The organism is Rhodovibrio sodomensis (assembly GCF_016583645.1).
Lineage (GTDB): Bacteria > Pseudomonadota > Alphaproteobacteria > Kiloniellales > Rhodovibrionaceae > Rhodovibrio > Rhodovibrio sodomensis.
Genome location: NZ_NRRL01000306.1, coordinates 1 through 617, shown reverse-complemented (window position 1 = coordinate 617; position 617 = coordinate 1). Strand labels below are relative to the sequence as shown.

General features: G+C 67.9%; 1 protein-coding gene. It reads left to right on the top strand.

Going from position 1 to position 617, the window contains the following annotated elements; genetic code table 11:
- Positions 1–436 (top strand): alpha/beta fold hydrolase (locus CKO28_RS27895; RefSeq protein ID WP_200344812.1); only part of this gene is annotated, 436 nt, incomplete at its 5' end.
- Positions 437–617: the final 181 nt, after the last annotated feature.

The window sequence follows — 617 nt, the reverse complement described above, 5'->3', positions numbered from 1 at the left end:
CTGGAGCCTCGGCGGCCTCTATGCGCGCCAGCTTGCCAAGATGATGCCGGATCGCGTGCGCCAGGTGATCACGCTCGGCAGCCCGTTTGCCGCCGGTCCGAAGTCGACCAATGCCTGGCGCGTCTACGAGATGGCCAGCGGCCGCCGCGCCGACGAGGAGGATTCCCGTTTCGGCGGCTCGCTCGCCAGTGCGCCGCCGGTGCCGACCACTGCGATTTTCAGCCGCACTGACGGCGTCTGCGCCTGGCAAGGCTGCCGCGAGCAGAACTCGTCGATGACCGACAGCATCGAGGTCGAGAGCAGCCATTGCGGCATGGGCCATCACCCGGCCGTGGTCTACGCCGTTGCCGATCGCCTCGCGCAGAAGGACGGCGAGTGGGCCCCGTTCGATCGCAGCGGCTGGCGCAGCCTCGTCTATCCGGATCCCAATCGCTAGATCTTGCGAGGGCCCTCTCTTCACCTCGCCCCGCGTGCGGGGAGAGGTCGGATCGCATCGTCAGATGCGATCCGGGTGAGAGGGAGTCTCCGCGAGTTCGTCTCTCAGCGACCTCGTGGAGACTCCCCCTCATCCCGACCTTCTCCCCGCAGGCGGGGAGAAGGTCGGGATGAGGGGGAGT